The organism is Sinorhizobium sp. NFACC03 (assembly GCF_900103435.1).
Lineage (GTDB): Bacteria > Pseudomonadota > Alphaproteobacteria > Rhizobiales > Rhizobiaceae > Ensifer.
Map to the genome: position 1 here is coordinate 896,564 of NZ_FMXF01000001.1, position 25,131 is coordinate 921,694.

The 25,131-nt window shown below is 61.4% G+C and carries 28 protein-coding genes, 1 tRNA gene and 1 pseudogene; 19 read left to right on the plus strand and 11 right to left on the minus strand.

Annotated features, from left to right (window positions below; all coding sequences use genetic code 11):
• Nucleotides 1-15 precede the first annotated feature (15 nt).
• A pseudogene (locus BLU35_RS04330) lies at nucleotides 16-342 on the plus strand (helix-turn-helix domain-containing protein); the annotation flags it as partial.
• A gap of 105 nt (nucleotides 343-447) precedes the next feature.
• Here the strand turns inward: BLU35_RS04330 and BLU35_RS04335 are convergent.
• The 4 genes from BLU35_RS04335 to hemB form a co-directional block, all read right to left on the minus strand.
• The gene (locus BLU35_RS04335) at nucleotides 448-1,344 is read right to left on the minus strand and encodes a DMT family transporter (RefSeq protein ID WP_058320195.1); all 897 of its coding nucleotides are present in this window, start codon (nucleotides 1,342-1,344) and stop codon (nucleotides 448-450) included.
• 3 nt (nucleotides 1,345-1,347) lie between these two features.
• The gene (locus BLU35_RS04340; RefSeq protein ID WP_057252595.1) at nucleotides 1,348-2,136 is read right to left on the minus strand and encodes an arginyltransferase; all 789 of its coding nucleotides are present in this window, start codon (nucleotides 2,134-2,136) and stop codon (nucleotides 1,348-1,350) included.
• A 138-nt stretch (nucleotides 2,137-2,274) separates the two neighbouring features.
• A complete protein-coding gene (locus tag BLU35_RS04345) occupies nucleotides 2,275-2,739 on the minus strand; it encodes an RDD family protein (protein WP_058320193.1) in 465 nt (154 codons plus the stop codon).
• Nucleotides 2,740-2,886: 147 nt separating this feature from the next.
• A complete protein-coding gene (hemB, locus tag BLU35_RS04350) occupies nucleotides 2,887-3,903 on the minus strand; it encodes a porphobilinogen synthase (protein WP_057252591.1) in 1,017 nt (338 codons plus the stop codon).
• 186 nt (nucleotides 3,904-4,089) lie between these two features.
• Between hemB and BLU35_RS04355 the strand changes: the two genes are divergently transcribed.
• The 7 genes from BLU35_RS04355 (at nucleotide 4,090) to BLU35_RS04385 (ending at nucleotide 10,808) form a co-directional block, all read left to right on the plus strand.
• Complete coding sequence (locus BLU35_RS04355; RefSeq protein ID WP_093232199.1) at nucleotides 4,090-4,527, plus strand: DUF6163 family protein; 438 nt, start codon at nucleotides 4,090-4,092, stop codon at nucleotides 4,525-4,527.
• Nucleotides 4,528-4,657: 130 nt separating this feature from the next.
• The gene (ldtR, locus tag BLU35_RS04360; RefSeq protein WP_093232200.1) at nucleotides 4,658-5,170 is read left to right on the plus strand and encodes a transcriptional regulator LdtR; all 513 of its coding nucleotides are present in this window, start codon (nucleotides 4,658-4,660) and stop codon (nucleotides 5,168-5,170) included.
• Between the two features lie 600 nt (nucleotides 5,171-5,770).
• Nucleotides 5,771-7,096, plus strand: coding sequence for a L,D-transpeptidase family protein (locus BLU35_RS04365; RefSeq protein ID WP_057252585.1), 1,326 nt, complete (start codon nucleotides 5,771-5,773; stop codon nucleotides 7,094-7,096).
• A 183-nt stretch (nucleotides 7,097-7,279) separates the two neighbouring features.
• A complete protein-coding gene (gene glyA, locus BLU35_RS04370) occupies nucleotides 7,280-8,575 on the plus strand; it encodes a serine hydroxymethyltransferase (protein WP_093232201.1) in 1,296 nt (431 codons plus the stop codon).
• Nucleotides 8,576-8,585: 10 nt separating this feature from the next.
• Nucleotides 8,586-9,059, plus strand: coding sequence for a transcriptional regulator NrdR (nrdR, locus tag BLU35_RS04375; RefSeq protein WP_034803756.1), 474 nt, complete (start codon nucleotides 8,586-8,588; stop codon nucleotides 9,057-9,059).
• A 19-nt stretch (nucleotides 9,060-9,078) separates the two neighbouring features.
• Complete coding sequence (ribD, locus tag BLU35_RS04380) at nucleotides 9,079-10,188, plus strand: bifunctional diaminohydroxyphosphoribosylaminopyrimidine deaminase/5-amino-6-(5-phosphoribosylamino)uracil reductase RibD (protein ID WP_093232202.1); 1,110 nt, start codon at nucleotides 9,079-9,081, stop codon at nucleotides 10,186-10,188.
• Nucleotides 10,188-10,808: a riboflavin synthase gene (locus BLU35_RS04385; protein WP_058320186.1), complete on the plus strand. Its 621-nt coding sequence runs from the start codon at nucleotides 10,188-10,190 to the stop codon at nucleotides 10,806-10,808. Before ribD ends, BLU35_RS04385 begins: the two co-directional genes overlap by 1 nt.
• Nucleotides 10,809-10,900: 92 nt before the next feature.
• Here the strand turns inward: BLU35_RS04385 and BLU35_RS04390 are convergent, their stop codons facing one another.
• The 4 genes from BLU35_RS04390 to BLU35_RS04405 form a co-directional block, all read right to left on the minus strand.
• Complete coding sequence (locus tag BLU35_RS04390) at nucleotides 10,901-11,167, minus strand: hypothetical protein (protein WP_286161431.1); 267 nt, start codon at nucleotides 11,165-11,167, stop codon at nucleotides 10,901-10,903.
• A gap of 339 nt (nucleotides 11,168-11,506) precedes the next feature.
• On the minus strand, nucleotides 11,507-12,073 hold the full coding sequence (locus BLU35_RS04395; RefSeq protein WP_093232336.1) for a GNAT family N-acetyltransferase: 567 nt from the start codon (nucleotides 12,071-12,073) through the stop codon (nucleotides 11,507-11,509).
• 25 nt (nucleotides 12,074-12,098) lie between these two features.
• The gene (locus BLU35_RS04400; RefSeq protein WP_093232204.1) at nucleotides 12,099-12,599 is read right to left on the minus strand and encodes a cupin domain-containing protein; all 501 of its coding nucleotides are present in this window, start codon (nucleotides 12,597-12,599) and stop codon (nucleotides 12,099-12,101) included.
• Between the two features lie 176 nt (nucleotides 12,600-12,775).
• On the minus strand, nucleotides 12,776-12,976 hold the full coding sequence (locus tag BLU35_RS04405) for a hypothetical protein (RefSeq protein WP_093232205.1): 201 nt from the start codon (nucleotides 12,974-12,976) through the stop codon (nucleotides 12,776-12,778).
• 248 nt (nucleotides 12,977-13,224) lie between these two features.
• Here BLU35_RS04405 and ribH point away from each other — a divergent pair, with 248 nt between their 5' ends.
• The 4 genes from ribH to BLU35_RS04425 all read left to right on the plus strand — a co-directional run bounded on the left by ribH (nucleotide 13,225) and on the right by BLU35_RS04425 (nucleotide 17,731).
• A complete protein-coding gene (gene ribH / locus BLU35_RS04410; RefSeq protein ID WP_034803742.1) occupies nucleotides 13,225-13,686 on the plus strand; it encodes a 6,7-dimethyl-8-ribityllumazine synthase in 462 nt (153 codons plus the stop codon).
• Entirely contained in the window at nucleotides 13,683-14,165 is a 483-nt protein-coding gene (gene nusB, locus BLU35_RS04415; RefSeq protein ID WP_058329384.1) for a transcription antitermination factor NusB, read from the plus strand. Before ribH ends, nusB begins: the two co-directional genes overlap by 4 nt.
• Nucleotides 14,166-14,170: 5 nt before the next feature.
• Nucleotides 14,171-15,400, plus strand: a complete 1,230-nt coding sequence (locus BLU35_RS04420; RefSeq protein WP_286161432.1) for an MFS transporter — start codon at nucleotides 14,171-14,173, stop codon at nucleotides 15,398-15,400.
• Between the two features lie 195 nt (nucleotides 15,401-15,595).
• A complete protein-coding gene (locus BLU35_RS04425) occupies nucleotides 15,596-17,731 on the plus strand; it encodes a sodium-translocating pyrophosphatase (protein WP_093232206.1) in 2,136 nt (711 codons plus the stop codon).
• 69 nt (nucleotides 17,732-17,800) lie between these two features.
• On the opposite strand, the gene BLU35_RS04430 is transcribed toward BLU35_RS04425, so the two are convergent.
• Nucleotides 17,801-18,310, minus strand: a complete 510-nt coding sequence (locus BLU35_RS04430; protein WP_057252891.1) for an outer membrane protein assembly factor BamE — start codon at nucleotides 18,308-18,310, stop codon at nucleotides 17,801-17,803.
• A gap of 138 nt (nucleotides 18,311-18,448) precedes the next feature.
• Between BLU35_RS04430 and BLU35_RS04435 the strand changes: the two genes are divergently transcribed.
• From BLU35_RS04435 to BLU35_RS04460, 6 genes are all read left to right on the plus strand, one after another.
• Nucleotides 18,449-18,988 (plus strand): ubiquinol-cytochrome C chaperone family protein, encoded by a 540-nt coding sequence (locus BLU35_RS04435; RefSeq protein WP_057252563.1) that lies wholly within the window; start codon nucleotides 18,449-18,451, stop codon nucleotides 18,986-18,988.
• Between the two features lie 104 nt (nucleotides 18,989-19,092).
• Nucleotides 19,093-19,644, plus strand: a complete 552-nt coding sequence (locus BLU35_RS04440) for a YceD family protein (protein ID WP_057252561.1) — start codon at nucleotides 19,093-19,095, stop codon at nucleotides 19,642-19,644.
• A gap of 201 nt (nucleotides 19,645-19,845) precedes the next feature.
• Nucleotides 19,846-20,904 carry a phosphate acyltransferase PlsX gene (plsX, locus tag BLU35_RS04445; RefSeq protein WP_058320505.1) on the plus strand — a complete coding sequence of 353 codons (1,059 nt, stop codon included), beginning with the start codon at nucleotides 19,846-19,848 and terminating at the stop codon, nucleotides 20,902-20,904.
• 4 nt (nucleotides 20,905-20,908) lie between these two features.
• Entirely contained in the window at nucleotides 20,909-21,880 is a 972-nt protein-coding gene (locus BLU35_RS04450) for a beta-ketoacyl-ACP synthase III (RefSeq protein ID WP_057252559.1), read from the plus strand.
• A gap of 92 nt (nucleotides 21,881-21,972) precedes the next feature.
• On the plus strand, nucleotides 21,973-22,311 hold the full coding sequence (locus BLU35_RS04455) for an integration host factor subunit alpha (protein WP_057252557.1): 339 nt from the start codon (nucleotides 21,973-21,975) through the stop codon (nucleotides 22,309-22,311).
• 139 nt (nucleotides 22,312-22,450) lie between these two features.
• Nucleotides 22,451-22,987: a MerR family transcriptional regulator gene (locus tag BLU35_RS04460; protein ID WP_057252555.1), complete on the plus strand. Its 537-nt coding sequence runs from the start codon at nucleotides 22,451-22,453 to the stop codon at nucleotides 22,985-22,987.
• Between the two features lie 305 nt (nucleotides 22,988-23,292).
• On the opposite strand, the gene BLU35_RS35540 is transcribed toward BLU35_RS04460, so the two are convergent.
• On the minus strand, nucleotides 23,293-23,457 hold the full coding sequence (locus BLU35_RS35540) for a hypothetical protein (RefSeq protein WP_093232207.1): 165 nt from the start codon (nucleotides 23,455-23,457) through the stop codon (nucleotides 23,293-23,295).
• A gap of 309 nt (nucleotides 23,458-23,766) precedes the next feature.
• Between BLU35_RS35540 and BLU35_RS04470 the strand changes: the two genes are divergently transcribed.
• Nucleotides 23,767-23,843 (plus strand) — tRNA-Pro (locus BLU35_RS04470).
• Between the two features lie 129 nt (nucleotides 23,844-23,972).
• Here the strand turns inward: BLU35_RS04470 and BLU35_RS04475 are convergent.
• Complete coding sequence (locus BLU35_RS04475) at nucleotides 23,973-25,118, minus strand: tyrosine-type recombinase/integrase (protein ID WP_093232208.1); 1,146 nt, start codon at nucleotides 25,116-25,118, stop codon at nucleotides 23,973-23,975.
• Between the last annotated feature and the right edge of the window lie 13 nt (nucleotides 25,119-25,131).

Sequence of the window (25,131 nt, forward strand, 5' to 3'; positions counted from 1 at the left end):
AACAGGATGGATACGATGCCGAACGCCAATGCCCTCGACGAAATTCTCCTGGCGCTCGCCAGCCCGGTACGCCGGCGGATCTTCGAGATCCTCTTTGCCGGTGAGGCGCGTGTCGCCGATATCGCCTCGGCCGTTGCGGTGCGCGGCGAAGAATTGGAGAAGCACATAGCACTCCTCGAGGCAGCGGGCCTCATCACGCGCCTGCGGCGCCGCGAAGGCGAATCCCTAAGCGGAAATCCTGCGCCTTTGAGCGAGGCGGCCACCTGGATCAACACCAACCGCGAGCTTTGGGCGATGCGTGTGCAGATGCCGGAAACCCGGCTGGCCTCCGGCGCGCCGGAGCCTGTACCCGAGCGGACGCCGATTCGCGACCGCCGCAGCGAAACCGAACAGAAGTCGCGCCGCCCCCGGCCGACCGGTCCTCGCCGTGAAAATTGATCGATAGCGCTACTCGGCGCAGGCCACCGCGGACCTCAGCGCTCTGCTGCGCATCTGCCAGAGCGAATGGCCGATGAGCGCGAAGATCAGGATCGCGCCACCCATCAAGGTCTGCGTTGTCGGGGTTTCGGCAAAGACCAGCCAGACCCAGATCGGCGCCAGGATCGTTTCCAGCAGGTAGAACATGCCCACTTCCGGCGCCGAGAGGTAACGCGGTCCCGTCGCCAGGCAGAAAAAGGCGAGCGGGATCATCACCAGACCGTTGAAGAAGATATAGCCGGGTTCCGCAATCGTGAATCCCGAAGGGGACAGCATCAACAGAGCGACCGCTGCCGGGAAGATCGCCGTGACCAGCGGCACCAGTGCCATGTCGCGCTTGCTCGCGCGGCTGATCGTGATCGCGCTGGCAAGCAGGAAGGCGGAGGATGCTGCCATCGCATCGCCGAAGAGGTGGCCGCTTTCCAACCCGTCCTGAACGATCAATCCGACGCCGAACACCATGATCAACATCGTCACGAGCGTGGCGTTCGATGGTCGTTCCTTCAGGAAGATCCAGGAAAGAATGGCGGCAAACATCGAGGTGAAGGCGAGGATGAAGACCACATTCGCCGTCGATGTGTTGAAGACCGCGAGCAGGAACGTGCAGGAATTGACGCCGTAGAACAGGCCGACGACGAGCCCGGTCTTGCCCGGCAACAGTGAAATCTTCCGGCCGAACACGCGGTTGATCACGAACCACGCGCCGAGCGCGATGACGAACGTCGACAGGCTGCGCACCGCGAGCAGCGACCAGACGTCGCCACCGGCGGAACGGATGAGCGGGATATCGAAGGAAAGGGCAAGGCCACCCAGGCCGGTGATGGCAAGGCCGCGCCGGTGCATCGCGGCATCAGAAGATGAACTCAATGTCTAACCCGTTTTCGTAGGAGCGGCTTCCAAGGTGGCGTCTCCGCCTTCATAGCGTTCCCAGCCACGGGCCATAAGGTGTTCTTGCGGCAAAAATTTTGTTTTATACCCCATCTTCCGCGATCCCTTGACCCAATAGCCAAGATAGACGTGGGGCAGGCCGCGCTCGCGGGCGCGACGAATGTGGTCGAGAATCATGAAAGTGCCGAGCGAGCGGTCCTCTCGCGCCGGGTCGAAGTAGGAGTAGACCATCGAAAGACCGTCGCCCATGCGATCGGTCAGCGCTGCTGCGATGAGTGGCCCGCGTGCCTTCTCGCTGATGCCGTCGCCTTCGACCCGCAGGCGGTACTCGATGATCTTCGTGTGCACGTGCGTATCTTCGACCATCATTGCGTAGTCGAGCACCGACATGTCCGACATGCCGCCCTTCTGATGCCGGCGGTCGAGATAGCGGCGGAAGAGATTGTACTGTTCGCTGGAAGGCTCAGCCGGATACTCTGCCGAGATCACATCCTGATTGGTGGCAAGCACCCGGCGCATGGAGCGCGTGGGCTTGAACTCGTTGGCAAGAATGCGCACCGAAATGCAGGCGCGACAGGTCTCGCAGGCTGGGCGGTAGGCGATGTTCTGCGACCGGCGGAAGCCGCCCTGGGTCAGGAGATCGTTGAGTTCCGGCGCACGTTCGCCCACCATGTGGGTGAAGACTTTTCGCTCCATCTCGTTCGGCAGATAAGGGCAGGCTGCCGGCGCAGTCAGGTAGAATTGCGGAGACGGTGTGGTCTGTGTGTTCATCGAGTGCGGAGGTCACTCTGCGCGCGGTTGTTCATGACAATAGCATGGCGGAAGAATGGAAAACGTCAACTCACTCGTTTGCAGCTTCCGCCTCCGCCGTCCAGTTATTTTAGCGTTGCCGACAATGGCTGCGTCCGGTCAGTACATGTCACGGCGGACCGTGACGGTGCCAATCAGGAGGTCGTGCAGCAGGCGGCTGCGGTCGGTAAAGAGGCCGATCAGCAGGATCAGCGGCGTCAGCAGAGCGTTGGCGATCCAGAAGATGACGAGGTGGACGATGGCGGTCAGGAAGTCCATCGGGCGCCCGTCGGTGCGGGCGATCGCCAGGCCCATCATGCGCATGCCGGGGGAGGCCTGTTCGCGGCCGCCGACCGTGAGGCCGAAATAGAGCATGGCGACGATCGCAAAGAGCGCCGGGTAAAGCATAAAGCCGAGGCCGAGCGTCAGGATGCCCAGGAAGAAGACGACGACCGCCGCCGGGATCCACAGAAGCGCGATGATGGCGTAGTCGAGCAGGAAGGCAAAGATGCGTCGCGACAGCACGCCCTGATAGGCGCGCCAGTCATTGCTCGGCAGCCTCAGGTCTTCGTTGTGCATGGTCATCCGTCTAAGCCTCGCTTGGTTGAATGCAGGATATGGGATGGTGATGCCTGCAAAACAAGGATTGGAGGCTCACCACAGCGCCGCGCGTCTTATCAGACGCGCAAAGGTCGCTGTAGAACTTTGATTTCCTGCAACAGAAGCCTGCGCTTAACGGCCTTTGGCAAGGATACGAGCCACCTCGACGGCGAAATAGCTGAGGATACCGTCGCAGCCGGCGCGTTTGAAGGCGAGCAGCGTTTCCAGCATCACCTTCTCGCCGTCGATCCAGCCGTTGGCGGCGGCGGCTTTGACCTGCGAGTATTCGCCGGAGACTTGGTAGGCAAAGACGGGCAGGCCGAAGGCCTCCTTCATGCGCCAGCAGATGTCGAGATAGGGCAGGCCCGGTTTCACCATCAGCATGTCGGCGCCTTCCTCGACGTCGAGGGCAGCATCGCGGATCGCTTCGGTGCCGTTGGCCGGGTCGATGTAATAGGTCTTCTTGTCGCCCTTCAAAAGGCCGCCGGTGCCGATCGCCTCGCGATAGGGGCCGTAGAACCCGGACGCGAACTTTGTCGCATAGGACATGATGCCGACATTCTGGTGCCCGGCGGCATCGAGCGCCTGGCGGATCGCGCCGATGCGGCCGTCCATCATGTCGGAGGGGGCGATGATGTCGGAGCCGGCATCCGCCTGGGCGACCGCCGCCCTTGCGATCATCTCGACGGTTTCGTCGTTGACGATCTCGCCGTTGCGAAGGATGCCGTCATGGCCGTGGCTGGTGAAGGGATCGAGAGCGACGTCGGTGATGATGCCGATCTCGGGCACCGCTTTCTTGAAGGCCCGCGTCGCCTGATTGATCAGGTTGTCGGCGGCAAGGCTGTTGGAGCCGGTCTCGTCGCGCAGCCCCATGTCGATGTTCGGGAAGGTCGCAATCGCCGGAATGCCGAGATCGGCCGCTTCCTTGACCGCTTCCACCGCCTTGTCGATGCTCATGCGGTTGACGCCGGGCATCGCCTCGATCGGCTGGACGATGTTGCTGCCCGGCACGATGAAGATCGGCCAGATCAGATCGTCGACGGTCAGGCGGTTTTCCTGCACCAGTCGCCGCGTCCAGTCGGCCTTGCGGTTGCGGCGCATGCGGCGGTGGCCGGTGATCCTGTCCACAAGATTCGTCCTGTCGTTCATCGCGCCCACGCCTTTCCGGTCAAAATCATCGTTAGCCAAGCGCTTTATCATGGGGGGGCGGCAATTGGGAACCGCGCGCCGGGTGAACGAACTGCGGCATTTCTTCTCTTCAAAAAGATAGCTGCAGGGGAGGGGAAACTGCGATCCTGCTGGCGGATGAGGAAGACCCGCCCTATCTTGCTGGCCATGCTTCATGATTCTGCCCACGTGCTGAAACCATCGCTGACCGAGATCCTCTTCGGTATCTTCCTGCGTCTGGTCTCTGCCTCGTGCATCTGGTTCGCACTTAACTACTGGGCCATGCTGATCGGCTTTTCCCATGGTGGCGCCGGGCGCTTCGATCTGTTGTCGCCGGAGTGGCGCGCGGCTGCGACGGCGCTCGCCGTCGTCTATCCCGTTGCGGCGCTCGGCCTCTGGTTGCTCGTCTCCTGGGGCCCTGTGGTCTGGGTGGTCGCAGCGGCGATCGAGATCGCCATGTATGAGTTCTATCCGGTGAGTTTCGGCGCCCGTCCTTTGCTGGTCGTGCTGCATGTGGCGGTTGCCGTCACCTTCGTTCTTTTCCGGGCGGCACTCGTCTTTCAGCGCTGGCGGCTGGCCAAGCAGGTAAGAGTTGATTCACCCTGAGACAGGCTCGTCAAATGGCAAGCTCTTGTTAAGGCTGCGGTTTAAGTAGAATTTTAGACGTATTCGATAGGGTCTCACTCAAGGCGGGCAGACAAACTGACACCGCCAAACAAAACAGTGAGGCAGTCAAATGAACACGAAGATGAAGCCGCAGGCGGCTCAGCCCCGAGACCCTCAGGAAGAAGCCATCCGCGGTCTCTACATGGAATCCCTCCACCTCGTCGAGCGTCTGCACCGCCGTCTGCTCGACGTCATCAAGGACGAATTCGACCGTGAAGGTCGCAGCGACGTCAACGCCGTTCAGGCCCTGTTGCTCTTCAACATCGGCAACTCGGAACTGACCGCCGGCGAACTTCGCTCCCGCGGCTACTACCTCGGCTCGAACGTCTCCTATAACGTCAAGAAGCTCGTCGACCTTGGCCTGATCAACCACCAGCGCTCTCGCGTCGACCGCCGCTCGGTTCGTATCAGCCTGACGGAAGACGGCCAGGAAATCGCCGAAACCGTCGCCAAGCTCTACGAGCGCCACATCGGCTCGATCCAGAAGGTCGGCGGTATCGGTTCGGACGAGTTCACCCAGATGAACAAGCTCCTGCAGCGCCTCGATCGCTTCTGGAACGACTCGATCATGTACCGCCTGTAATCCAGGCCCTGCATAACTTTGTCCTTAGATCGAAGCGATCTAAGGACAAAGTTATGCAGAAACTCAATGTGGTACAGCGACCTTTGCGCGTCTGAATAGACGCGCGGCGCTGTAGAACCTCCAGTTCAAGGGTCGGGCGCAATCCCTGCGTGTCCGACCTTTGCCATTTGCCGGCTTCTCATCCTGTTGCGGAAAAGCCGCACCGTTTCGGCACGCCATTCCTGCGTTCGGCCGGCTTTCCAAACGGAAAGTATTAGAAAATCAAAATGTTGCCGCCTGCAGCTCGTCCGCCGGCTTATCCGTTGCGGCGAAAAGCAAAAGGCGTGCCATGTCGCCGTTCAACCTGTCCGAGACACGAATTGGCCATATTGCTGTGACAGCGACGACGACATGCGGTAGGTGCGGCCACGTGTTTTCTTGAGCGTGGATTCGTTTCGCGTTTCGCCTGCTGGATGAGGGTCCTCACTCGCGGTATCGTGAAATCTTGTGAGGGCAGGGTGGCTCGTTGGTTGACCTTTGTTAACCACGATCGTGTTAGGGCTCCGGCAACGTGCGTGCCAGCGCATAGGGCGCGTGCCAACGCATTGGGATGGTAGGAATATGTCGAAAAAGAATGGAATTGATGCATTCTCGCGCCGCGCCTTTCTGCGCTCGGCAGCAACCTTCGGCGCCGTGGCAGTTGCCGGCGCGGCAAGCGCACAGGACGCCCTGAACGAGATCATCAATTCGCCACGCCGCGGCTCCTGGGACGACCAGTACGATGCCAAGGCATCGCGCACCGCGACGACGGTTGTTTCGAATACGCCGGTCTTCGGCCCGGAAACGATCGCTCACGTGCAGCAGGCAATCTTCGACTACCAGAACATCGTTTCGCAAGGCGGCTGGCCAATGGTCCAGACCAGCGTCAAGCTCGAGCTTGGCGTCACGGATCCGTCGGTGCAGCAGCTTCGCCAGCGCCTGATGGTCTCCGGTGATCTGCCGCAGTCGGCGGGCGTCTCCTCGTCCTTCGATTCCTACGTCGAAGGCGCGGTCAAGCGCTTCCAGGCTCGCCATGGCCTCCCGGCTGATGGCGTCATCGGCGAATACACGCTGAAGGCGATCAACGTCGACGCCAACACCCGCCTCGGCCAGCTCCAGACCAACCTCGTTCGCCTGCAGTCGATGTCCGGCGATCTTGGCCGCCGCTACGTGATGGTCAACATTCCGGCCGCCTATATCGAAGCGGTCGAGAACGGCCGCGTGGCGCTGCGCCATACGGCGATCGTCGGCAAGATCGACCGCCAGTCGCCGATCCTCAACTCGAAGATCTACGAGGTCATCCTCAACCCCTATTGGACCGCGCCGCGCTCGATCATCCAGAAGGATATCATGCCGCTGATGCGCAAGGACCCGACCTATCTCGCACGCAACTCGATCCGTCTGTTCGACGGCAGTGGCGGCGAAGTGTCGCCGGAAACGGTCGATTGGAACGCCGAGAAGGCGCCGAACCTGATGTTCCGCCAGGACCCGGGCAAGATCAACGCGATGTCGTCGACGAAGATCAACTTCCACAACGAGCATCAGGTCTACATGCACGATACCCCGCAGCAGGGTCTGTTCAACAAGCTGATGCGTTTCGAGTCTTCCGGCTGCGTTCGCGTGCAGAACGTGCGCGATCTTTCGACCTGGTTGCTGAAGGATACGCCCGGCTGGTCGCGCCAGCAGATCGAGGCGACCATCAAGACCGGCGTCAACACGCCGATCACGCTCGCCGAGGAAGTGCCCGTGTTCTTCACCTACATCACGGCCTGGTCCGCAAAGGATGGCGTGGTGCAGTTCCGCGATGATATCTACCAGCGCGACGGTGCCACCGAGCTGGCGCTGCAGTCGCCCTATGGCGTCGAGCAGTCGCCCGGCTCGGTCGATCAGGACGCGCTGCCGCAATAAGCGAATTTGCGACACGAGATCGACAAGCCGCGCTTCCCCTGGAAGCGCGGCTTTTTCATGCGCCAGCGCTCGCGATATTTCGGCGCGGCAGATGGGGGAAATGGCGCAATCCGCACAGCAGATATTGCTCTTGCCGTGCGAGGAAGCTAAAGAACTGCCACCCTTGAGAGGAGCCTCGCGCCGATGCTTGAACAATCCAATGACGCCTTCTTCACCCGCTCTCTGGCCGACAGCGATCCGGACATCTTCGGTGCGATCGAGAAGGAGCTGGGTCGTCAGCGCCACGAGATCGAGCTGATCGCCTCCGAGAACATCGTTTCCCGCGCCGTGCTCGAAGCCCAGGGCTCGATCATGACCAACAAATATGCCGAGGGTTACCCGGGCAAGCGCTACTATGGCGGCTGCCAGTTCGTCGATATCGCCGAAGAACTGGCGATCGAACGCGCCAAGAAGCTCTTCGGCGTCAACTTCGCCAACGTTCAGCCGAACTCCGGTTCGCAGATGAACCAGGCCGTGTTCCTGGCGCTCTTGCAGCCGGGCGACACCTTCATGGGCCTCGACCTCAACTCGGGCGGTCACCTGACGCACGGTTCGCCGGTCAACATGTCCGGCAAGTGGTTCAACGTCGTCTCCTACGGCGTACGTGAAGACGATCACCTGCTCGACATGGACAACGTTGCCGAGCAGGCGCGCAAGCACAAGCCGAAACTGATCATTGCTGGTGGCACTGCCTATTCGCGCATCTGGGACTGGAAGCGCTTCCGCGAAATCGCCGACGAAGTCGGCGCCTGGCTGATGGTTGACATGGCGCACATCGCCGGTCTCGTTGCCGGTGGCCAGCATCCGTCGCCGTTCCCGCATTGCCACGTCGCCACCACGACGACGCACAAGTCGCTGCGCGGCCCGCGCGGCGGCATGGTTCTGACCAACGACGAAGATGTCGCCAAGAAGATCAACTCGGCCGTCTTCCCGGGTCTCCAGGGCGGCCCGCTGATGCACGTCATCGCCGCCAAGGCTGTTGCTCTCGGCGAAGCGCTGCATCCGTCGTTCAAGGACTATGCGGCCCAGATCGTCAAGAACGCCCGCACGCTCGCAGAAACGCTGAAGGCCAACGGCCTCGACATCGTCTCCGGCGGCACGGACAACCACCTGATGCTCGTCGACCTGCGCAAGAAGAACGCAACCGGCAAACGCGCGGAAGCCGCCCTCGGCCGTGCGTTCATCACCTGCAACAAGAACGGCATCCCGTTCGACCCTGAAAAGCCGTTCGTCACCTCGGGCGTCCGTCTCGGCACGCCGGCCGGTACCACCCGCGGCTTCAAGGAAGCCGAGTTCAAGGAAATCGGCGAGCTGATCGTCGAGGTCCTCGACGGCCTGAAGGTCGCCAACTCCGACGAAGGCAATGCTGCCGTCGAGGCCGGCGTTCGCGACAAGGTCCTCAAGCTGACCGATCGCTTCCCGATGTACGGCTACATGTGATCGGTCGCTCATGCGCTGCCCCTATTGCGGTTCTGAAGACAGTCAGGTGAAGGATTCCCGTCCTGCAGAGGACGGGAACGCCATTCGACGCCGCCGGATTTGTCCGGATTGCGGAGGTCGTTTCACGACCTTCGAACGGGTGCAGTTGCGTGAACTGATGATTATCAAGAAGACCGGTCGGAAGGTTCCTTTCGACCGGGATAAACTTTTGCGGTCGTTCGAGATCGCGCTCAGGAAGCGCCCGGTCGATCGCGACCGCATCGAGCGGGCGGTCTCCGGCATCGTTCGGCGCCTCGAAAGCTCCGGCGAGACCGAGATCCCTTCGGAGGAAATCGGCCTGCAGGTGCTCGAGGCCCTGAAGAGCCTCGATGACGTTGCCTTCGTGCGCTACGCTTCGGTCTATCGCGATTTCTCGCATGCCGAGGATTTCGAGAAGGTCATCACCGAGATCAGCGCCAAGATCGCGCGCGATCCGGGCGAATAGGCGAAAGCTGGATAGAGCCATGGCAGGACCCACCCGTGAAGACGAGAGGTTCATGGCCGCGGCGCTGAGGCTGGCCCGCCATCATCTCGGACAGACATCCACCAATCCCTCCGTCGCCTGCCTGATCGTCAAGGAAGGCGTCATTGTCGGCCGCGCTGTGACGGCGCGAAGCGGTCGTCCGCATGCGGAAACCCAGGCGCTGGCAGAGGCGGGAGAGACAGCGAGGGGCGCGACCGCCTATGTGACGCTGGAGCCCTGCTCGCATCACGGCAAGACGCCGCCTTGCGCCGACGCCCTTGTCGCATCCGGCGTTGCCCGCGTGGTGATCTCGATCCTCGATCCGGATGAGCGTGTCGCCGGGCGCGGCGTCGTGCGCCTGCGCGATGCCGGCATCACCGTCGATATCGGCGTTCTCGCTGAAGAGGGGCACCACGCACTCGAAGCCTATCTCATGCGCCAGGTAAGCCGGCGGCCCTATGTGATTCTCAAGCTTGCTGTTTCCGCCGACGGCATGATCGGCCGTAAGGGGGCAGGGCAGGTCCGCATCACCGGTCCCATCTCCCGCGGGCAGGTGCAAATGCTGAGAGCCGAGACGGACGCGATCCTCGTCGGGATCGGCACGGCGACGGCCGACGACCCGGAATTGACCGTGCGGCTACCCGGGCTCGAAAATCGCTCGCCGCTGCGCATCGTCCTCGACCGCCGGCTCGACCTGCCGCTTTCCTCGAAACTGGTGCGAACGGCGCGAGATGTTCCTGTGATCGTGGTCTCCAGTGACGGATCCGGCGGTCCGGACGCGGATGTCGATGACGGCCGGGCCGCACGCAAGGCGGCCCTGGAGGCCGCCGGCGTTGAGGTGCTCGAAGCCGGTTCGATTGCGGACCTTCTGACGGCCCTCGCCTCGCGCGGTATCTCCTCGCTGATGGTCGAAGGTGGAGCGGTCGCGGCGCGCGCCTTTCTCGATGCGGACCTCGTCGACCGTATCCAGCTTTACACCGGGCCGGGGACGATTGGCGAAAACGGCATTGCATCCCCATTTGACCGTAAGTCCGTGCCGACCGGCTTCACGCGTGTCGCCGAAGCGCGCTACGGAGAGGATCTGTTCGAGGAATACGAAAGAGAAAACTGATGTTCACAGGCATTGTTACCGACATCGGCACCGTCGATGCCGTCACCCCGCTCAAGGAAGGCATCAAGCTGCGTGTTGCCACGAGCTATGATCCGAAGACCATCGACATGGGCGCCTCCATCGCCCATTCCGGTGTGTGCCTGACAGTGACCGCCTTGCCTGAAGCCGGCAGCAACGAGCGCTGGTTCGAGGTCGAGGCCTGGGAAGAAGCGCTGCGGCTGACGACGATTGCGGGCTGGACAAAGGGCACGCGGATCAACCTCGAGCGGTCGCTGAAGATTGGCGACGAGCTCGGCGGCCACTTGGTCTCCGGTCATATCGATGACAAGGCGGAAATCCTCTCGGTGGAGTCGGAGGGCGACGCGGTGCGCTTTCGCCTTCGGGCACCGGAACATCTGGCGCGGTTTGTCGCACCGAAGGGCTCCGTCGCGCTCGACGGTACGTCGCTGACGGTCAACAAGGTCGATGGCGCCGAATTCGACGTGCTGCTCATCCGCCATTCGCTGGAGGTCACCACCTGGGGCGACCGCAAGGCTGGTGATTTCGTCAACTTTGAAGTCGACACCATGGCCCGTTACGCGGCGCGCCTGGCCGAGTTCCCGGCGCCGAAGCCGGCATGAGCGAAGTCTGAGATTCTTTGCCGAATATGTCTCAAAAAAAGCAAACCGCCCCCGATTGGGGGCGGTGGCGTTTTGAGAGGGCGATTGGCGGCTCAGCGTAGATAGAAGGTCAGGTTGCCATCGGCCGCCTGTTCAGCGCCGGCGATGTTGTTCATCTCGACGTTCTGGCCCTTCAGCTTGGCTGCAAGCGGCTTGTTGGCGTTGACCGCTGCGTGGAGGGACGAGAGTTGTTGCGGCGTGGCTTCGTCGATCCACAGGCGCGTCTGGCTCGATTCCTTGAGCGTGTTGACGTCAACGACGGTGAACTGGTCGCCCTTGAATTCGCGAACCGTGTGGTTGATCTCGGCCGGCCAGTTCATCGCTGCGCCTGCCGCGTAGGAAACGCCGCCGAAGGACAGGGCGGAGAGGGCAGCGAGTCATGCTCTTTGTTTGCTTGCGACATCGCGACTGCCGGGCTCCTACCCGAACGGGTGACCCTTATGGGCCTCGGAGACCGGTCACCATCTCGTGCCGCAGCGGCCAGCAAACGTCGATTGCGGGTGGCGTCACCCGCATTGAGACGTGCTGGACGGTTTCGACTGATTGGGGCGGCGTTTCCTCGGCTTGGGGCGGGGGCGCGTCGTGCCAACGCCTAGAAAGCTGGCCCGGATTCTGGCCGTTTCCGTGGCGTAAGGGTCTGGAAAACAATTAAAAATTGTTCATGTTTCGGCGTGCGCACGCAACTTGTGCGTCGTCGTTGCCTTCTGATGGCGCTCGAACATGATCACGTGGTTGCCATGGTAGGTCGTCCGCCAGAATTCCTTGAAGCCATGCTTCTCCGCAACCCGGATTGAGGCACGGTTGCCGACATCGATGATGCAGGTTTTGCGGAGCGTGGGAAACTGGTGATCGGCCCATTTCAGCGCCGCACTGACCGCTTCTGTCGCAAGCCCCTGGCCATGGGCCTTTGGTGAAAGCGCCCATCCGGTCTCCATCGTGCCTTCAAGCGAGGGCGTGATGGCGCGGTGTACATCGTGAAACCCGGCCTCGCCAAGAAAAGCGCTTGTTTCCCGATCCTGAATGGCAAAGAAGCCAAAGCCGAAATAGTGCCACATGCCCACCTGGCGCAGGAACCGCGTCCAGGATTGTTCACGCGTAAAAGGAACCCCACCGACATAGCGGATCACCTCGGCATCGCCGAACAGCCCTGCGTAGGAGGGGAAGTCGTCACGGCGATAGGGGCGCAGGATGAGGCGGTCTGTCTCGATGATAGGCACGCTATGCATGTTCGATCCTATGTTGTGGGTAAACTCAGGCGCCGGGCTCACCGTCCCAATAGTCGACAGTGTCTTCCAGTCTGCCAATGAAGCGGAATCGCCTCTGGCCATCAGCACTGCGCGTCTTGGCGAGGAACTTGCCCGAGTCCGGGTACTCGCAGATCTCGGTGGCCGCCATGGTCGAAATGGACAAGTATTTGAGCGCCACGCTGCCAGTGTTGATCAGGTGATGCGCCGTTTCCGGCCCGCCTGCAGGCGCGCCAAGAATGTCGCCCGGTCCAACCGCATAGCGCTCGTTGCCGAAGCGATACGTGCCTTCGCCTTCGAGGATGATGAAAAGCTCCTCCTCGACGTGGTGATTGTGGAACGGGCAGCCGGACTTGCCCGGCGGCACTTCACCGTAGCCAATACCGAGATCCTTAAGGCCCAGCAACGCGCCGAAGGAAGCGTCGCTCGATTCGAACCCTTCGCCTTTCGTCCAATGGTCGAGGTTGAGGGTCTTCGGATTGACGATCGGTTTTCGCGTTTCCGTCATGTCTATCTCCCTGACGCCGTGCATTTCGCAATAAGCATCCACGGTCCGTTCCTATCCGTGTCGCGCGATCGAGGGAACGTCAACCGACAAGCGTCGAAATTGATAAACGTTACGTTGCTTATGCCTCGATTTTGCAATCCTATGACGGTAGCCGCGGCGGCGGAGCGCGCTGTGCCTCAGCACGGACCGCGTCGCGTCGCCCGGGAGGCCGATCGTGTCGAGTAGAGCGAGGCGGGCATCTCGTAGCCGAAATCCGGTGCGGTCCGCATCATGGCGTCGCGGGCAAGCGCCTCGGTGTCGAAAAGCAGCCCGTCCACATCGAAGAGGACCGCTTGAGGGGCGCGGGGGAGGCGGATCGTTGACGGGGTCGCAAGCATGCGGATGCCTCGTTCAATTCCTGTCTGGTACCTGAACTTGCTGTTCCGCGTGGCAAACCGCAAGCAACCATGCGATTGTGTTCGAAGCCCGAACGGCAAGGATAGCCCTTCGGGCTTGGTATTCTGGCACTGTTCGGCGCGGCAAAAGGCCGTTTGCGGCGGAATTTGCTTGCCATTCGGCGCCGGGCATGGTTTGACCGCCGCCTGCCGGTCGCAACCGGCGACGAACTCTCAAAGACAGGTGATCCATGGCAGAGACCACGGCAGCCCACATTCTGATTGTGGAAGCGCGTTTCTATGACGATATGGCCGATGCATTGCTCGACGGCGCCAAACATGCGCTGGACGCAGCCGGGGCCACCTATGATATCGTGACGGTTCCGGGCGCGCTCGAAATCCCGCCGGCGATCGCCATGGCACTCGACGGTGCCGACGAAGGCGGTACGGAATATGACGGCTTCGTCGCGCTCGGCATGGTCATTCGCGGCGAGACCTATCATTTCGATATCGTCGCGAACGAATCTTCGCGGGCCATCATGGATCTCGCCGTGAGCGAAAGCCTCGCCATCGGCAACGGCATCCTGACGGTCGAGAATGACGATCAAGCCTGGGCACGCGCCCGCCGTTCGGAAGGTGACAAGGGTGGCTTTGCTGCGCGTGCGGCGCTCACCATGATTGAATTGAAGAAGAAACTGGGCACGGAAAAGTGACGAAGACACCCTCGGATCAGCCACTGAAGCAGGTCAACCAGCGCGGCGCAGCGCGCCTTGCCGCGGTGCAGGCGCTCTATCAGATGGACATTGGCGGCACCGGCGTGCTCGAAGTGGTTGCCGAGTACGAAGCCCATCGCCTCGGCCAGGACGTCGACGGCGACACCTATCTGAAGGCTGACGCCTCCTGGTTCCGCTCGATCGTCGCCGGCGTCGTGCGCGACCAGCGCAAGCTCGATCCGTTGATCGGTTCGGCGCTTCAGGACGACTGGGCACTGTCGCGGCTCGATTCTACCGTGCGCGCCATCCTGCGTGCCGGCACCTTCGAAATGCTGGAACGCAAGGACGTGCCGGTTCCGGTGATCGTCACCGAGTATGTCGAGATCGCCAAGGCCTTCTTCGAGGATGACGAGCCGAAGCTGGTCAATGCCGTTCTCGATCGTATTGCCAAGCAGGTTCGTAGCGAGTCCAGGAAGTAGAGTTTATGGTTGCGGTTGCTGCGGATGACATGGGGGCCACCCTTCGCGAAGCGCGCCGCAACGTTTTCCATCTGACTGCCGCGCAGGCCATTCTCGGCGTCGTCGGACCGATCTGCTTCTCCATCGGCGGTGTCGCCGGCTACCAGTTGCTGGCGGAAGACAAGTCGCTGGCAACAGCACCTCTCACCGCCTTCAACGTCGGCATGGCGCTTGGCGTCGTGCTGGTCGCGATGCTCTCGCGCCTGATCGGCCGCCGGTTTGCCTTCATGACCGGGACCGGGATCGCTGCCGCAGGCGCGGCGCTCGCCGCCGTCGCGCTCTTCCGCGAAAGCTTCTGGCTTTTCGCCTTTGCTCTCGCGATGCTCGGCTCGTCGAACGGCTTCACCCAAAAGCTGCGTTTCGCCGCCGCCGATGCTTCCCCGTCGTTCTACAAACCCAAGGCGATCTCGCTGATCCTTGGCGGCGGTATCGTTTCGGCCGTACTCGGCCCGCAGATCGTCATCTTTGCCGGAGACCTGTTTGCGCCCGTCGCCTTTGCCGGCGCTTTCGTCGTGCTGCTGCCGATCTGCCTGCTCGCGGCGTTCTTCTTCGCACCCCTGCGGTTGCCCGAACCGGGTGCGATCGTGAAAGATCACCACCATGAGGCCGTGCGTCCTCTCGGCGTGATCGTGCGCAGCCAGCGCTTCGCCACCGGCATGGTCTGCGGCATCTCCAGCTATGCGCTGATGACCTTCATGATGACCGGTGCTCCCGTCGAGATGGTGGTGGGCTGCGGGTTTTCGACCGAGCTTGCGACGCTCGGCATCCAGTGGCACGTGCTGGCGATGTTCGCTCCGAGCTTCTTCACCGGCTGGCTGATCAGCCGCTTCGGCGCCGAGCGCATCGTCGGCTGCGGCCTGCTTCTCCTAATGGCCTGTGCGACTGTGGCGCATATGGGCATCGAACTCTGGAACTTCTGGGGTGCGCTGGTGCTGCTCGGGCTCGGCTGGAATTTCGGCTTCATCGGCTCGACGGCGATCGTCGCCAGCAGTTACCGTCCGCAGGAAGCCGACAAGGTCCAGGCTTTCCACGACATCATCCTCTTCACCACCGTGGCGCTGTCGTCCTTTGCCTCAGGCAAAGTGCTGTCCGCCTATGGATGGGACATGCTGAACGCGGTCGTGTGGCCGGTCACCATCGTCTGCCTGGTACTTCTGCTGCTCCTGAAGCGCACACCGCGGAACGCCGCCGCCTAACTCCATTCTCCCGACATTCAAAGCCGCCGGAGCGCCTTCTCACTGGCGTTTTCCGGGGCTTGACGATCTCCCGTTGCAACCGCACTCTGGCCGCGCCGTGAGGGGTGCTGCTTGAGGAGGTGGCGCGTGATTCGCGGTTTTGAGGGGCCCGTGGCCGGGAGTGAGTCCGCGGGTTGTAACGGAGGGTAATGCGAAATGACCATTTTATTGGGCGTTATCGCATGCGGGTTGCTCGCGGTGGTTTATGCCATCTGGGCAACACAGTCGGTGATGGCCGCCGACCAGGGGAACGCCCGCATGCAAGAAATCGCAGGCTACATTCGTGAAGGGGCGCAGGCCTATCTCACGCGTCAGTACAAGACCATTGCCATCGTCGGTGTTGTCGTTTTCATCGCCGCTTGGGTTCTTCTTTCTTCCGCCGCCGCTTTCGGCTTTCTGGTCGGTGCGATCCTTTCGGGCGCTGCGGGCTTCATCGGCATGCATGTTTCCGTTCGGGCAAACGTCCGCACTGCCCAGGCGGCTTCCGTCAGCCTTGCCTCCGGCCTCGACATCGCTTTCAAGTCAGGCGCGATTACCGGCCTTCTCGTAGCGGGCCTGGCGCTTCTCGGCGTCTCCGTCTACTACGTCGTCCTCACGGCCGGCCTCGGGCATGAGCCCGCCTCGCGCGAAGTCATCGACGCGCTGGTCGCGCTCGGTTTCGGCGCTTCTCTGATCTCCATCTTCGCCCGTCTCGGCGGGGGCATCTTCACCAAGGGCGCCGACGTCGGTGGGGACCTCGTCGGCAAGGTGGAGGCCGGCATTCCGGAAGACGATCCGCGCAATCCGGCAACGATTGCCGATAACGTCGGCGACAATGTCGGCGATTGCGCCGGCATGGCGGCCGACCTGTTCGAGACCTACGCCGTCTCGGTCGTCGCGACCATGGTGCTGGCGGCGATCTTCTTCGCCGGCACGCCGGTGCTCGCGACGGTCATGGTCTATCCGCTGGCCATCTGCGCAGCCTGCATCATCACGTCGATCATCGGCACCTTCTTCGTCAAGCTCGGTACCAACAACTCGATCATGGGCGCTCTCTACAGGGGCCTGATCGTCACCGGCGTGTTGTCGATCCTCGGTCTCGGCGCAGCCACGTCCTTCACGATCGGATGGGGCACCATTGGTACGGTTGACGGCAAGGACATCACCGGCTGGAATCTGTTTTTCTGCGGCATTCTCGGCCTGATAGTGACGGCCCTGATCGTGGTGATCACGGAATATTATACCGGCACCAACAAACGGCCGGTGAACTCGATCGCCCAGGCTTCGGTCACCGGCCATGGCACCAACGTGATCCAGGGGCTTGCCGTCTCGCTGGAATCGACGGCCCTGCCGGCGATCGTCATCGTTGGCGGCATCATCTTCACCTACCAACTCGCCGGCCTCTTCGGGACCGGCATCGCCGTCACCGCCATGCTCGGTCTTGCCGGCATGATTGTGGCACTCGATGCCTTCGGTCCGGTGACGGATAATGCCGGCGGCATCGCGGAAATGTCGCATCTGCCGCCGGAAGTGCGCAAATCCACCGATGCGCTCGACGCGGTCGGCAACACCACAAAGGCCGTCACCAAGGGCTATGCGATCGGTTCGGCCGGTCTCGGCGCGCTGGTGCTCTTCGCGGCCTATTCGAACGACCTCCGCTACTTTGCGGCGAATGGTGACAAGTACCCGTACTTTGCCGATGTGGGCCAGATCTCCTTCGATCTCTCCAACCCCTACGTTGTGGCAGGCCTGATCTTCGGCGGTCTCATCCCCTACCTCTTCGGCGGTATCGCGATGACGGCGGTCGGCCGTGCGGCCGGATCCATCGTTGAGGAGGTTCGTCGACAGTTCCGCGAAAAACCCGGCATCATGGAAGGCACGGAGCGGCCGGACTATGGTCGCGCCGTCGACCTTCTGACGAAGGCGGCGATCCGTGAAATGGTCGTTCCCTCGCTGTTGCCGGTGCTCGCACCTATCGTCGTCTACTTTGGCGTGCTGCTTCTGTCGGGCTCGAAGGCCTCGGCCTTCGCAGCACTCGGCGCATCGCTTCTCGGTGTCATCGTCAACGGCCTGTTCGTGGCGATCTCGATGACGTCGGGCGGCGGCGCCTGGGACAATGCCAAGAAGAGCTTCGAGGATGGCTTCGTCGACAAGAACGGCGAGCGTCATCTCAAGGGCTCGGAGGCGCACAAGGCATCCGTCACCGGTGACACGGTGGGCGATCCCTACAAGGATACGGCCGGTCCGGCGGTGAACCCTGCGATCAAGATCACCAACATCGTGGCGCTGCTGCTTCTGGCCGTCCTCGCCTGATTGTATCGCTGAAACGAAAAAGGCCCGCGGAAGAGACTTCCGCGGGCCTTTTGCTTTGTGATGGGTTAACTACTTGCTGCCGAAGTCCTTGAACAGGCTCTTTGCAGCAGCCTGTCCGGCACCTGGTCCGCTCAACAGCTGGCCGAGGAAGCTCGTTTCCTTGCCGCCGGTCGGCGTCGTGCGCGACAGCATGTCGAAGACCTTGCCATCCTTCAGCGTATAGTGTGCGAGCTGGCTGACAGTACCTTCCTTGTCGAAGTAAACAGCAAGGATCGACTGGTCGACCAGCTGAGGCTTCATGAAGGCGACGGGACGCTTGCGGGTCTGCGAAATGTAGTAGAACACTTCGTTGTCGAAGGTCGCGGTCGTCGACGGGGTGCCGAGCGACAGGAGCACCTGCTCGCGGCTGGAGCCGACGGGAACGAGGTTTAGCGTTTCCTGGTCAACCACATAACCCTGATGAAGGACTTCACCGACATTGGCGGACTGGCAGGCTGAAAGGGTGAGACCAGCGATGGTAGCTACGGCCGCCACGCGGCCGAGGGTTTTAAAGTTTTTTCTCAAATACCGCTTCGTCAACGACAGCTCCCCTTGGAGAAACGATGGCAGATCCGCCATTGCAATTCGTGCCTGCTTCGGTAAACCAGCTTCGGCTGTCATGCAACAACGGGATGGGCGCTTGCGCGCATTTCGAGAAAGCCAAGCCCGAGCTTTGTGATGATTTTTGGACTGTTCAAAAGAAAAAGCGGCAATGCCGTGATTGTCGAGCGTCAGTATGCACTGCTGACGTCGGCCGCGCGCCAACCTTATCTCTACACCGACCTCAATGTGCCGGACACGGTCATGGGGCGGTTCGAGATGCTGTCGGCTATGCTGATCCTCTACTTCCGCCGCACCCGTGCTTCGGCAAGGCCCGGCCAGGAGATCGCGCAGGAGATCATCGACGCTTTCTTCGAGGACGTCGATCACTCGATCCGCGAACTCGGCGTGGGCGATGCCGGCGTTCCGAAGAAGATGAAGAAGCTGGCCGGCATGTATTACGGTCGCCTCGAGTCCTACGCGGCAGCGCTGGAAGCGAAGGATACGGCCGCCTTGGCAGCGGCACTCAAGCGTAACTTTCATCCGGAAGGCGGCGATGCAGCACCCTCGATGGAGGCGCTTGCAGCCTATCTGCTGACTGTCGAGGCGCACCTCGCCGACATTGCCGAAGAGGTTGTCGAGGCCGGTCAGTTGCAGATTCCATCCGCTGGCGTTTAATAGAGCGGTTATTAAGAGATATCAGCGCCGCGAGCCGGAACCCGGGCGGCAGCTGCATTCGCGACTGGGCGGCATCAATCGCCCTGGCGAGGAAGGATCCGATCATGAAAGACGATAGCCAGCCGGCCTTCTCCTATCCGGTGAAGGTGGGGCATATCTCGGCGAACGCTGTCAGCGTGCAGCTTTCAGCAAACGAGCGGGAAAGGGCGGCATTGGCGAAGCTCTGGGGCGTCAGGGACGTGCTGTCGCTCAGCGCAGAGTTGCAGATCGCGCGCTGGAAGAAGGATGGCGTCAAGATCAAGGGCGATGTCACGGCCCGCATCGTGCAAAGCTGCGTGGTGACGCTCGAGCCCGTCGAGGCCGACATCCATGAACCGGTCGAAGCGATCCTGGTTCCCGAAGGATCGCGGCTCGCCCGCCAGGCGAGCAACGACGGCGGCGAGATGATTCTCGACCCGGATGGTCCCGACATCCCCGACACGTTCACGGGCGACACGATCGATGCCGGCGTCGTCGTCAGCGAGCAGGTGGCGCTTGCCATCGACCCCTATCCGCGCAAGCCGGGTGCGGCTTTCGGCGAGCGAATCGAGAGCACCTCAGCGGACGACAAGAAGCCGAACCCGTTTGCTGTCCTGAAGGACTGGAAAAAGGACTGAGGCCGCGAAAGCCTCTTCTACAATTCGGTTGTCACGCAAAGGAAAAGCAGTATTTTGGCCCCAAACCGGCCAAAAGAGCCGTGAAGCGATCTGCCGCGTGCTTGGCTCAAGCGTCAGAAGCAATATGTTTCGTCATTGCGTCCCAGGTGAGTGCGCCACGACGGCACGTGTTGTGTGGCAGAAATGAAGGATAAGACACGCGTGGTCAGAATTTCACTTGACGTGATGGGTGGCGACTATGGTCCCGAAGTCGTCATCCCGGGTGCCGCAAGAGCGCTCGAACGTCATCCGGACATCAAGTTCGTGTTGTTCGGTATCGAAGCGCAATGCGCGGAACTCTTGGGAAAATATCCGAAGCTCAAGGCCAGCAGCACCTTTTACGATTGTGAAATCGCCGTGGCGATGGACGAGAAGCCGAGCCAGGCGCTTCGCCGCGGCCGCGGCAAATCGAGCATGTGGAAGGCGATCGACGCGATCAATGCCGGCGAGGCCGATGTCGTCGTTTCGGCCGGCAATACCGGCGCGCTCATGGCCATGTCGGTCTTCTGTCTGCGCACGATGCAGGGGATCCAGCGCCCGGCGATCGCTGCCATCTGGCCGACGCTGAAGGGCGAGAGCATCGTGCTCGACGTCGGCGCGACGATCGGTGCGGATGCGCAGCAACTCATGGACTTCGCGCTGATGGGCGGCGCCATGGCGCGGGCCCTCTTCGAGATCGAACGACCGATGGTTGGGCTTCTCAACGTCGGTGTCGAGGAAATCAAGGGACAGGAAGAGGTCAAGGAAGCTGGCCGCCTGATCCGTGAAGCCAATATCGATGGCTTTGACTATTACGGTTTCGTCGAAGGCGACGACATCGGCCGTGGGACGGTCGACGTCGTTGTGACCGAAGGCTTTTCCGGCAATATCGCGCTGAAGGCAGCCGAAGGCACCGCACGCCAGATTGCCGAATACCTGCGCGCTGCAATGTCGCGCACCCTGCTTGCCAAAATCGGCTACATCCTGGCCAAGGGTGCGTTCGATCGCCTGCGCGAGAAGATGGATCCCAGGAAGGTCAACGGTGGTGTATTCCTTGGCCTCAATGGCGTCGTGATCAAGAGCCATGGTGGTGCGGATGCCGAAGGTTTCGCAGCCGCGATCGATGTCGGCTACGACATGGTGAAGAATGGCCTGAAGTCGAAGATCGAGCTCGATCTGGCGAAGTACCATGGTGCAGAACCGCCGCAGGCCCTTTCCGCCGGCATGAATGATGAGGTTTGAATAGATGATCCGTTCCGTCGTCCGCGGCTTCGGCGCAGCTTTGCCGAAGCGCGTTGTTACCAATCAGGAGCTGGAATCCAAGGTCGATACGTCCGATGAGTGGATTGTGCAGCGCACCGGCATCCGGCAGCGCCACATCGCCGGCGAGGGTGAAACGACCGCGTCGCTCGGCGAAGGCGCCGCGCGCGCCGCACTCGCCAATGCCGGGCTTACGCCAGATGACATCGACCTCATCATCCTGGCGACCTCGACTCCGGACAACACGTTTCCGGCAACCGCCGTCAATATCCAGGATCGCCTTGGCATGCGCCATGGCGCAGCCTTCGATATGCAGGCCGTTTGTTCCGGCTTCGTCTATGCGGTGACGACGGCCGACGCCTACATCCGCGGCGGTCTTGCCAAGCGCGTGCTGGTGATCGGCTCGGAGACGTTCTCGCGCATCCTCGACTGGAGCGACCGGACGACCTGCGTGCTCTTCGGCGACGGCGCCGGTGCCATCATCCTGGAAGCCCAGGAAGGCGAGGGTACGAATGCCGACCGTGGCGTGCTGACGGCGAAGCTTCGCTCGGACGGCGCCCATCGCGACAAGCTCTATGTCGATGGTGGTCCTTCGACCACGGGAACGGTGGGCCATCTCAAGATGGAAGGCCGCGAAGTCTTCAAGCACGCGGTCGGCATGATCACCGACGTTATCGAGGCAGCCTTCGAGGCGACCGGCACGACGGCCGAGGACATCGATTGGCTTGTGCCGCACCAGGCCAACCGGCGCATCATCGATGGCTCGGCCAAGAAGCTCTGCATCCCGCTCGATAAGGTTGTGGTGACAGTCGATCTCCATGGCAACACCTCCGCGGCGTCCATTCCGCTGGCCCTGAACACCGCGGCGGCCGATGGCCGGATCAAAAAGGGCGATCTCGTTCTGCTCGAAGCCATGGGTGGTGGCTTCACTTGGGGCTCCGTTCTGATACGCTGGTAAAAAATGCTGAGGCAACGCAGGCGCTTGACCACAATAGGCAAGGGCAATAGTCTTCGGTCGCTGATCGGCGTGCCAGACGTTGGTGGGGGAAGATGAGCGGAAAAACAGTAACACGAGCAGACTTGGCTGAGTCGGTTTTTCGCAAGGTAGGTCTGTCACGGACAGAGTCTGCCGAGTTGGTGGAAACCGTCATTGATGAAATATGCAACGCAATCGTGCGTGGCGAGAGCGTGAAGCTGTCTTCTTTCGCGACCTTCCAGGTCCGCGACAAGAACGAACGCATCGGGCGAAACCCGAAGACCGGCGAGGAAGTGCCGATCTCGCCGCGTCGTGTGATGACCTTCAAGGCGTCCAACGTGCTCAAGCAGCGCGTGCTGAAGGCCCATCTCAGCCGTAGAGCGAAGCAGAAGCCGGCATCTCCCGCGGCGTGAAGTCATGGCTTCAGCCACAAATGTGGTTGAAAACCCATCCATAAGCCGTTGAAATGGACCCGATTCGTGCCATCATCGGTATGATATCGGTTCATTGCGGCCCGCGAGCGTGAGTCGCGTGACATGGATTGGGAACCACATGGAAAAGAGCCCGGACGCTTTCCGCACCATCAGCGAGGTCGCCGACGACCTCGATCTGCCGCAGCATGTTCTGCGCTTCTGGGAAACCCGTTTCCAGCAGATCAAGCCGATGAAGCGCGGCGGCGGTCGTCGCTATTATCGGCCGGAGGATGTCGATCTCCTGAAGGGTATCCGGCATCTGCTCTATGATCACGGCTACACCATCAAGGGCGTGCAGAAGCTGTTGAAAACCAACGGCAACAAGTTCGTTGCCGCCATTGCCAGCGGCGATCTCGCAACCGTCGAAGCGCTTGCGGCGTCGAGCAACGAGGAGCCGGCACCGCCCAAGGCCGGCGTTTCGGAAGAAGATCAGATCGTCGGCCGCGCCAAGGCACCGGCGAGCCGCCGCTTCTTCTCGTTCGGCGGCGGCAGCGACGACGTGCCGGAAATCTCGCTCGGCAAATCGTCGTCCGTCGGCAAGGAAGACCGGGCGCTGCTGCAGGAGGCGCTCTACGATCTCCTGGAATGCAAACGCCTGCTCGATCAGGTGCGCTGAGAGTACCGCGGTCGCCTACCAAGCGCGTGCTCGTCCGACGAGGCGCCCCGCCTTCAAGACCATAGGAAAATTGACCGACGACGCAGGCGTGACGCTTGCGCGGTCGTGGGTCGCATAACAGTCAGCCGACGGTTCCGGCCGAGCAATCGGCGAATACTCGTTCGATCGTCAGTTTGTGAGATTGGCGGCTCGCATTCAAATGCTGCAGGCCCAAGGGAAGGGGCAAACCACGCATGCATTGACGTGAGCGACTGAGGGATGCCCACAGGGCCCGTGTTCTGTCGCTCACACTAAAGTTGCCGCGTTTAGTAGGACATACGGAAACCACCGGGGCTGGATGCGGAAACATCAGGCTGCGGATAGGGGCCGTTCCACTGCGCGTAGGTTGTGTTGGTCGAACCGGACGTCGCGCATCCGGACAGCGTCAGGACGACAAGTGCGGTTACGGCCATCAGAGATTTAAGAGGCATGGTCTACTCCTGAAAGGGAGGCTCCAGGCCTCAAGGGCCAGTACCAAACTGTCCCTCAAATCGGTTGTGATGGCAAGCTCACGTTACGTCAGGGGCAGCGTTTCCAACGATGTGATTTCAGGTTTGGTGAAGGTTCCATTGCGATCGAGGATCGCCGATCCATGGGCGATCTTCCGACAAAATGGACTTTTCTTCTGATCGACCCGCCGAGTGCCCGCAGCTTTTCCACGCCAGAGATTTCTTTTTCACGCCGAGTGCGAAATTCCCGCTTGCGCTCTAAGCGCTGGTTATATAGGGGTTTCCTCGGTTCGGAGCGTAGCGCAGCCCGGTAGCGCACTTGACTGGGGGTCAAGGGGTCGTGGGTTCGAATCCCGCCGCTCCGACCATTTTTCTCTTTATTTTCAATGATGTTGGCTCGCTACCGCCACTCATCGAGAAGAGGCGACCGGAACATATCGCGCTCAAAACTCGGGTTCGGGAACGGATAGTCCCGAAAAAGTCCCGAAGCGCCCCGGTCATTTGTTCTTCCTTTGTGCACGTCTGCGCTTCGAAAGCGATTCGAGAGCGCCCGCGACTTCCTCGTCGAGCACGTGCGCATAGCGTGTCGTCGTCTTGATATCGCGGTGGCTGAGTGCTTTTTGCACCGTTTTCAGGTTCCCGGTTTCGCGCAGTAGCTTGGTCGCCAGATCGTGGCGGAAGTCATGGAATCGGAAATCATCGACGCCGGCTTTGCCGCGGATCCGCTTCCATTGGGTTTTCAACCCGCTGTAGGTGATCGGGTACCGGTCGCCTTTCTTTCGTCCTTCCCCATCTCCCTTGTACGAAGCATCGGCAGCCCTCGGGCGGGCCGCCTGATACGTGAACACGAATTCGTGATGATGCCCGCGTAGCGGGAGCAGGATCTCCCGCACCTCGCTCGTGATCGCTGTTCGCACCGGTCGATCGTTCTTTCCCGGCTTCGTTATCCACCCCGTCTGCCAGTCCACCTCGGACCACTTCAAAATGCACTCTTGCAGCCGCAGACCTGTGGCGCGGACGAAATCGAAGATTGGCTGATAGTCGCTCCTGGTCGCGAGATAGAGCGACGAGCTTTCGGTCTGCTTCAGTTCGCGGACACGCTCGACCGGCTCCTTGAGCCAATGGTCGCGCCAGTTAGGTTCAAGCGGGAAGTCATAGCGCCAGGTGCGCTTCGCCCGGGTGAAAATCTTCTTGATGACGAGCGTCGTCGACCGATTGACGGTTGCGGCCGACACGAGCCGCATCGGCTCGCCGTCCTTCGTCTCTGCCTTTCCCCATGCCGTTTGGGCCCGTCGCCACTGGACGAGCTTGGCGATATCGTTGTCGCCGATCGCGGACATGAGCTTCGCCGCGCCGAAGTAATCGACGAGGCGGTTGATGTCGGTCCAGGTGGTTTCACTGTTGGCGTGGTGCTGGCCGATCTCGGTCCAGTATCTTGCGGTCGCAATGCCGAGGGTGAGGGGGCCGGCGCCCTGGGCGTGCTTGGCGGCCTTTGCAGCCGCCTTGGCCTTGTCCTTCTCTACCTTCTCGCGGGCTTCTGCTTCGCGTCGGTTCGCTGTTTCCGTAGAGCCATAATATCGTACACCTGCGACTTGGAAGTCGAAGTGGTAGTACGGGGTGTTCTTTGGCTTGTAGACGGACACTCGCGTGTTCTCC